At 46.0% G+C, this 7,992-nt stretch carries 8 protein-coding genes; 2 read left to right on the plus strand and 6 right to left on the minus strand.

Annotated elements, in window-relative coordinates; translation table 11 throughout:
• Positions 1-3: 3 nt before the first annotated feature.
• Positions 4-2,208: a sensor histidine kinase gene (locus LAY57_RS19945; protein WP_249068567.1), complete on the minus strand. Its 2,205-nt coding sequence runs from the start codon at positions 2,206-2,208 to the stop codon at positions 4-6.
• A 178-nt stretch (positions 2,209-2,386) separates the two neighbouring features.
• Positions 2,387-2,500, minus strand: a complete 114-nt coding sequence (locus LAY57_RS36285; protein ID WP_338022454.1) for an ATP-binding protein — start codon at positions 2,498-2,500, stop codon at positions 2,387-2,389.
• A gap of 295 nt (positions 2,501-2,795) precedes the next feature.
• Between LAY57_RS36285 and LAY57_RS19950 the strand changes: the two genes are divergently transcribed.
• Together LAY57_RS19950 and LAY57_RS19955 are read left to right on the plus strand one after the other, a co-directional pair.
• Positions 2,796-3,413, plus strand: coding sequence for a J domain-containing protein (locus tag LAY57_RS19950; protein WP_249068568.1), 618 nt, complete (start codon positions 2,796-2,798; stop codon positions 3,411-3,413).
• 172 nt (positions 3,414-3,585) lie between these two features.
• Positions 3,586-3,858, plus strand: coding sequence for a DUF3143 domain-containing protein (locus LAY57_RS19955; protein ID WP_249068569.1), 273 nt, complete (start codon positions 3,586-3,588; stop codon positions 3,856-3,858).
• Between the two features lie 64 nt (positions 3,859-3,922).
• On the opposite strand, the gene uppS is transcribed toward LAY57_RS19955, so the two are convergent.
• From uppS to lysA, 4 genes are all read right to left on the minus strand, one after another.
• Complete coding sequence (gene uppS, locus LAY57_RS19960) at positions 3,923-4,672, minus strand: undecaprenyl pyrophosphate synthase (protein ID WP_249068570.1); 750 nt, start codon at positions 4,670-4,672, stop codon at positions 3,923-3,925.
• Positions 4,669-5,592 carry a diadenylate cyclase CdaA gene (cdaA, locus tag LAY57_RS19965; protein WP_249068571.1) on the minus strand — a complete coding sequence of 308 codons (924 nt, stop codon included), beginning with the start codon at positions 5,590-5,592 and terminating at the stop codon, positions 4,669-4,671. The genes uppS and cdaA overlap by 4 nt, the downstream gene beginning before the upstream one ends.
• 122 nt (positions 5,593-5,714) lie before the next feature.
• Positions 5,715-6,089, minus strand: a complete 375-nt coding sequence (locus LAY57_RS19970; RefSeq protein WP_249068572.1) for a transposase — start codon at positions 6,087-6,089, stop codon at positions 5,715-5,717.
• A 327-nt stretch (positions 6,090-6,416) separates the two neighbouring features.
• Positions 6,417-7,838 carry a diaminopimelate decarboxylase gene (gene lysA / locus LAY57_RS19975; protein WP_249068573.1) on the minus strand — a complete coding sequence of 474 codons (1,422 nt, stop codon included), beginning with the start codon at positions 7,836-7,838 and terminating at the stop codon, positions 6,417-6,419.
• Between the last annotated feature and the right edge of the window lie 154 nt (positions 7,839-7,992).

The raw sequence follows: 7,992 nt of genomic DNA on the forward strand, positions 1-7,992 counted from the left end.
GCCCTAATGCACTCTGATAACGGTCTTCGGCATTTTTCGCTTAACTTCTATCGGTAGGGTGATGACAAATTCTGCACCTAGTCCTGGTGTGGAATTACAATCAAGTTTACCTTGATGCAGTTCAGTCACAATTTGATAGCTGATAGTTAAACCTAATCCAGCTCCTTTACCCACATCTTTAGTCGTGAAAAAGGGGTCAAATAACCTTGTTATAATTGTGTCTGGAACTCCAAGACCATTATCTGCGATCGCAATCTTGATTTGCTTTTCAGATACCAAGCAAGTATGAATCCAAATTGTGTTGGGATGGGAAGCAATTTCTGTAGGCGGGCGCTGCTGATTTGCATCTTCTAGGGCATCAATGGCATTAGACAGAATATTCATAAATACTTGATTGAGTTGTCCGGGGTAGCAGATCGCTGGAGGCAAATTACCATAGTTTTTGATCACTTCTATGGCTGGACGCTGCGATTGATCTTTCAGACGATGTTGCAAAATTAATAACGCACTATCAATGCCCTCATGAATATCAACCGCCTTAAATTCAGCTTCATCTAAACGGGAGAAATTGCGGAGCGATAGCACAATTTCCCGAATGCGATTGGTGCCAATTTTCATCGAAGACAGCATCTTAGGTAAATCATCTCGAATAAATTCTAGATCCAATTCTTTAGCCTCAGTTTGAATTTCCGAGACTGGATTGGGATAGTGATACTGATACAGTTGAATAAATTCCAACAAATCTTGGACGTAATTTTCTATATGGGTGAGGTTGCCGTGAATGAAGTTGACAGGATTATTAATCTCATGTGCCACACCTGCCACTAATTGCCCCAGGGCTGACATTTTTTCACTCTGGATCATCTGGGCTTGGGTACGACCTAGTTCTTCAAGTGTCTTTTGTAACGTTATTGTCCGTTCCTCAACCCTTAGCTCTAAGGCATTGTTTACCTGTTCTAGTTGGATGAAAGAAGTTTTTAACTGACCTGCCATGCTGTTGAAAGAACTGGCCAGTCCCCCCAGTTCATCTTGTCGCGTGGTATCAAGAGCGATCGCAAAATCACCGTTGGCAAGTTGGTTACTAGCAGCAGTTAATTGCTGGAGGGGTTTAGCGATTTGTTGGCGCAACACCGACAAGAGCAACAACACTTCAACCAGCAGCGCTACCGCACCAGACATTAAGATAAATTGAGCCGTATCCCATGCTGCCCCCGATAGTAGTGATTTGGGATAGACGGTGACAAAATACCAATCTGGGCCTTGTAAGCGAGTCACTGCTAAGTATTCACGGTCTTGGCTATTTTCCAGGACGTGGGTTTTGGGTTTAGCGGTTGTCACTAGCTGAAAAATGCGGTTGAGATGGGGATCGTTAATTGCATCGATTTTGAGTTGACCCTGAGCTTGCTGAATTTCCGCAGTGCGGTGGGGGTGGACAATTAAACGACCGTCTGAGCGAAAAATTAGATTGTAAGTGCCCGGTAATTGATCCTGGATCGTATGCTCCATCAATTGGGTTAAGACCACATCATGCCCGACAACACCCAGGAAGCGATCGCCCTCATAGACTGGTACAACTGCCGAAACCATCCAGACATTTATACTTGGATCGAGATAAACACCTGTCCACCTGGATAATCGAGATGGGTTGTGTTGAGGATCGGCAATATAAAAATATTCTTCTTTCGGATTGAAGATATCAGGCGGTGCCTCTAATGCAATCGGCAGCCCTCTCCAATAATTAACTGCTGCATTTTCTGGTGTAACGAAATAGGTATCAACAAACCGATTAGACCAAGCAGCCCCGTAAGCACTAACCAAGGTGTTAGCTTTTAGCAGACGCTGTTTTAGTTCTTCAGTGATTTGCACATTTCGACCAATGTATAATCCGGCATATCGAGTCGAATCAAAGTCTTTGAACGGTCGATTTTGGGGAAAATTGCGTCGAGTACCATCGTTCCAGGAAAAATACTGTCGCTCAAATTCAGCCTGGAAATCAATATTACTGGGTTGCTTGAATTCCTGCAAAAGCCGATCCCGCAGGAAAAGGAGGTTATCCTGTGCGAGTTGAAAGATGTTGCTTTCTTGCTCTCCCCGTCCTCTGATGTACTTTTCTAGCTGAGTTTGGGTCTCGGCTTCCAAACGGGATATGACATGGACATAGCTCACCCCAGCAGACACGAGTACCACCCCCATTACTCGTAGTGCCATATTAATTAATGTTTTGTGGGTAAGTGAGGTGGGGCGCTTCTTAACGATATGGACAGACTTCAAAGACCACTGTTTCTTAAGAATTTGTCTAAGTTGGGTAAGCATGGAGTAGTAGAGATAAGTATTTAGGCTGAAGATTTTCTGAAAGTTCCTATGGATGTGCAGATGGATGTATGTGCTACAATGGTAGTTTTAGCACAAATTCAGTACCTTTGCCTGGTTTAGAATCTACCTCGATCGCTCCTCCATGTTTTTCTTCAACGATTTGACGAGCGGTTAAGGAATTGGTAATAACTCATCTTGTGCTGGCTAGTTTTTTAAGGGTAGGAAGATCGCAAACTCCGTCCCTTCTCTCAATACAGAATTTACCTCTATTAGACTTCTCCAGAAATTAAAGGTGCTAACCCTAGAACCCTTGTAGAGACGTTGCATGCAACGTCTCTACATTCTTTTTTGGAGAGGTCTATTGTAATTGATTCCTCCGATTTAACGATCGCAGAACATCTAAACTCATCCTTTTACAGGTAACATTCTCACCCAGTTAAAATAGTTGAGATGCTTTCAGAACTAGGGAGAGGGAAGCTGAGGTGACTAGCAACAGGGCAACTCAGAACAATCAAAATCGCCAGTTTTCAACTAGAATACCCCTAAGTTCTAGTTATTACGCCCTGCTGGGGCTGCATCCTTCCGCATCCGCAGTGGAAATCCGCAGATCTTATCGGGAATTGAGCAAGCGCTACCATCCTGACACCGCAGAACTGCCACAAGCGATCGCCACAGCCAAATTCCAACAACTCAACGAAGCCTACGCCACCCTCAGTCAGGCAGAAAGCCGGGTCGCTTACGATCTTAAAATCGGCTATTCCCGCATCACCGTCGTTGGGCTACCCCAAAACCTCGATCGTCCCGTTTCCGATAAAGGGTACGAATCTTCCTCAGCTTACCTCGATCCTACAGAAAGACCCCTCTCCGCCGGGGAAATATTCGCACTGTTTATTCTGCTACTTACCTTTTTGGGATGTCTCCTCATAGCGATCGCGATCGGACTAACCCGTCCAGAAACAGTCTTCCAGCCCTTAGCACTGCAAAATGAAGTTTTACAGCAGCAGGTCACCACAACGGCCAAGACCGAGCCATCAATAGCATCTGTGACCACCGCGACACCCACTTCCAACCCACTTCCCCAAATCGATTTTGGATTTTAGATTTTGGATGAGAGGATTTGCCCCACAGATCGATCGGCTGAGTCCCGAAACCAGGATACTATGCTTAATTTTTTATCCATGAATAAATTCGGGGTTGACTCACAAACCAATAATTTGTTGGTCACAATAATTAATAAGTAACTTAATAGTTTTTAATCCTTAATCCTCGATCATGGCGATACCTCCTGCTGATACCCCTTTGTATAACCACGCCCTCCCACAAATTGAGCAGTGGCTCAAAAACCAGGGATGCGAACAAGACCGCAACGAACTCCATTGCTGGCGAGTCGATCGAGCGACTTGGAAAGCCGAACTGTGGCTAGATATAGATCAAATCACAGTACGTTATGTACAGGCTGGTGAAAACGGTAAAGACATTCAACGCTCCTTCAAATACTCCCTAACTCGCCAGGATATCGAAGAAGCAGTTTTTGCTGGCCCCTAATTCGATTTTGGATTTTGGATTTTGGATTTTGGATTTTCAATCTAAAATCTAAAATCCAAAATTGTTACACTTTTCCAAAACGACGATCGCGTTTCTGATAATCGCACAAAGCCTGATGAAACTCCGCTCGGTCAAAATCAGGCCAGAGAGTTTCAGTAATATAAATTTCTGCATAAGCCATTTGCCAGAGCAGAAAATTGCTAATTCGCATTTCCCCACTCGTGCGGATCAATAAATCTGGGTCGCATAAGCCTGAAGTATAAAGGTGACGTTCAAATAAAGCTTCATCAATTTGTTCCGGTTGCAAAAGACCTTGCTGCACCTGAGATGCGATCGCACGAGCTGCCTGCAAAATTTCTTGGCGTCCCCCGTAGTTCGTCGCTACAGTAAACTTAATCCCCTGATTTTGCTTAGTCTCATCCATCGATCGCGCAATTTCAGCTTGAAGCGATCGCGGCAAAGCATTCAAATTCCCCACAAACCGGATTTGAACATTCTCCTCCATCATCTCCCGCAGTTCCTGCCGCAACACCCTTTCAAACAAAGTCATCAAAAAATCTACCTCCTCCAACGGGCGTCCCCAGTTCTCCGTAGAAAAAGCGTAAGCAGTCAGCGCTTCCACACCCCAATCCCTACAACAGCGCAGAAGATCCTTCAGCGCATCAACACCCCGGCGATGGCCCACAATCCGGGGCAGCCCTTGTCGCTTAGCCCACCGGCCATTTCCATCCATAATCACTGCCACGTGCCTGGGCAGTCGTTCTCGCACTAGATCGGTAGGCAGTTCTTGTAACAGAGTTTGCGCTTGAGTCATTTTTTTTCTCGACAAGCCCATGATGGCAGACGGAGTAAACGCGAGACCAGCTGAGCCCTTGAACCAATCTGGCGGCCTAAACTCCGCAGATTAGGAGCCACAACCCTCTCATCGCTTGATGGCGAGAATCGTGCCTCCAACAGTTCCTTCAGTTTACTGCTGGTCAACGGTCTATTTAGAGTTCCCTTTTCGGCTAGGGAAATAGAGCCCGTTTCCTCAGATACAACAATACACAAACAATTTTCGACTCGCTCAGTAATTCCCATTGCCGCTCGGTGACGAGTACCCAGCTGCCGCGAAGCCGTCCGTTCCGAAAGAGGCAGAATCACTCCAGCCGCCATAATCCGCGAACCACCAATCAAAACCGCCCCATCGTGCAATAGAGTAGTCGTCTGGAAAATCGTCTGCAATAGTTCCTTAGACACTTCCGCATCCAGTTTCACACCCGGTACCGAAAAATCCCGCTCATCGATCGGACTGCTAGTTTCCATCACAATTAAAGCACCAATGCGATTTTGGGAAAGTTCTTTAACCGCATCCACAATCTCATCGATTACGCTGTCTGACTGAGCCGTAGTTCGACGGTCGGCTTGAAACAGCTGCATAAATTCACCCCGCCCCAACTGTTCTAGAAATCGGCGAAATTCCGACTGGAAGATCACCGCCATAGCCACAGCAGAGCCCACCACCAGCTTTTCCAGGACAAAATTCAACAGAACCAGCTTCAGGGTGTTACTCACAGCCGTTGCCAGCATTAAAACAATAAATCCCCTCACTACCCAAAGGGTGCGTCGCTCACCAATGATGACAAGCACCATATAAGTGAGAGCTAGAACCAAACCGACATCAAGCAAGGATTTAGTCCAGCTTAGGTTTGTCACCAGCCGCTCAAGCGCATCTGCTACAGAAAACTTATCCATAGTTGACCACAACTACTTCGTTCGTTTCCTGCTTCGACCAGGGGAGTCGGCTGCTACATAAAACTGACACAAAGCTGGACATAACGGTATAACCCTGAGCAGCTTGAAATTTACTTCCTGTTTCATCGAGGGCATTTCATCATTTCCGACACATTAAAATCTTCTATAACTATTTGGCTGTGGTTTTTAGCCAAATAATAAGTTATCTGATGTAATGTGTTTTGACAGATGTTGAAAACTTTTTGGTGAGCGCAGCGTTGCTTTTGTCTTGATGCAGACCAATTTTTCGATAAATTAACTTTTCGCGATAACTGTCGCTGCAATCTTTTAATTTTTTTGATAGCCCGACGATAGGGTTTGGGATTCTCAAAAATCTTGCCTTCACCCCACAATCTTAGAGTCCAATTGTAGATCGACCGACTGTAGCCTGCGTGTCTGGCCATGACAGTGGCTTGTCGGCGATCCAACTTCAGTTTGGTCTTAAAGGAGCGCAACATTGTCCGTCTTCTGGCGTAATGTCAAATTTTATCCTAAAAAATGGCGATTAGGAATCAGATCCTACAGTCCACAGGCGTCTGATTCAGGATTAGCCATCCCTATCTTATCTGACGGTACGTAACCAGTTCGCTCAAAGGCATGGGTGTGATGTCCCATTAGATCTGGTAATCCTCGATCGTTACTGGGTCGTGGGTCGTGGTAAATTTCAGATTTTAGATTTAAAATTTCAGATTTAAAACAAATTGGAAATCTAAAATCTCAAATCTAAAATTATTGCCCCTGACCTTTTTTTGAGTAGTTATTAAGCCCTACTCAGCTAATGCCCACTACCTACTTATGTTACTTAGTTTGAGTCGTTCTGGAAGGCGATCCTGCCGCACCAAGTCTTGATAAGTTTCTCGCTGCAAGATAACTTTGGCTTCTCCATCTTTAACTAAAACCGCTGCCGGTCGGGGCACCCGATTGTAGTTAGAGGCCATACTGTAATTGTAAGCACCAGTACTCATGACTACTAGGATGTCTCCCGGCTCGGTTTGAGGTAGTTGGATATCTTTAATCAGAATGTCTCCCGATTCACAGTGTAACCCCGCAATTGTGACTGTTTCCGTTAAAGGAGCCGACATCCGATTTGCCACCACAGCTCGATAAACTGATTGGTAGGTAATCGGACGAGGATTGTCAGACATACCACCATCAACCGCCAGGTAAGTCCGTATTTCCGGAACTTCTTTGCGACTGCCCAGAGTGTAAGCTGTGACACAAGTAGGCCCGACTAAAGACCGACCCGGTTCGCACATTAGCGTCGGCAAAGGTACTTGCTGAGCTTGGCAGGCAGCCGCAACGGATTCGCTGACCGTTTTTACCCACTCTTCGATACTCGGTGGATCGTCAGCTTCCGTGTAGCGAATGCCTAAGCCACCACCAATATTTAAGCGGGTCACTGGCAATCCTAAAGAAGCTGCTTTATCCAACCATTGCACCATTACTCCAGCCAAATCGCGATGGGGTTGCAACTCGAAGATTTGAGAGCCAATATGGGCGTGCAGTCCCACACAATGAAGGGAAGTAGTTTGACTGATAAAGGCAAACACTTCCTCCACTTGGTTGGGATCGAACCCGAATTTGCTGTCTAAGTGACCTGTACGAATGTATTCGTGGGTGTGACATTCTATGCCGGGGGTAAGCCGCAGCATGATGGGGATTGGTGACTGAGAATTACTTCCAGATCCCAGCAAAGCCAAAGTTTTTAGCTCTAGCCAGTTATCGACTACGATCGTGCAGCCAGATTCTACGGCAAATTCAAGTTCGGCGCGGGATTTATTGTTGCCGTGAAAATAAAGCAATTCCCGATTGACACCTGCTTGTATGGCAGTGTATAATTCCCCGCCAGATACTACTTCTACGCCCAAGCCTTCACTTGCGGCGATCGCGCAAATAGCAAGGCAATTCCAAGCCTTAGAAGCATAGACCGCCTGAGAAGTGCCGGGATAGTAGCGCTTCAAGGCATCCCGGTACTGCGAGCAAGCTGTCCTGAGCGTTTCTTCATCCAAAATATACAAGGGCGATCCGAATTGCCCAACCAAAGCAGTCACATCGCAACCGCCAATTTCCAAGCCGTCTTGGCTGTTAATCCGGGCTGTGAGCGGTAAAAGTTGCTGGTTAGGCGATCGACTTTCTGATGTATCGGTGGTAGATGGCAAATACTGACGGCCAGAATTGCGAACCCCTACCGAGTGAGTTGATACCATAATGTGGGAACGATCCAAGGTTAAAATGACAGGCGTGAGTGCGTCTCGTTAATCAGTTTACCGAAAATAATGGGTCTAAAGCCGTTCGATTTTTGCTAACATTCATTAACAAAAACTTCCTGTTTCATCTGGGACTGTCGGCAGCACCCCATCC

This window comes from Argonema antarcticum A004/B2, from assembly GCF_023333585.1.
GTDB classification, from domain to species: Bacteria; Cyanobacteriota; Cyanobacteriia; order Cyanobacteriales; family Aerosakkonemataceae; genus Argonema; species Argonema antarcticum.

Coding starts and splice junctions, on each gene's coding strand:
- LAY57_RS19945 (WP_249068567.1), bottom strand. CDS start 2,208: ATGGCACTACGAGTAATGGGGGTGGTACTCGTGTCTGCTGGGGTGAGC.
- LAY57_RS19955 (WP_249068569.1), top strand. CDS start 3,586: ATGGCGATACCTCCTGCTGATACCCCTTTGTATAACCACGCCCTCCCA.
- uppS (WP_249068570.1), bottom strand. CDS start 4,672: ATGACTCAAGCGCAAACTCTGTTACAAGAACTGCCTACCGATCTAGTG.
- cdaA (WP_249068571.1), bottom strand. CDS start 5,592: ATGGATAAGTTTTCTGTAGCAGATGCGCTTGAGCGGCTGGTGACAAAC.
- LAY57_RS19970 (WP_249068572.1), bottom strand. CDS start 6,089: ATGTTGCGCTCCTTTAAGACCAAACTGAAGTTGGATCGCCGACAAGCC.
- lysA (WP_249068573.1), bottom strand. CDS start 7,838: ATGGTATCAACTCACTCGGTAGGGGTTCGCAATTCTGGCCGTCAGTAT.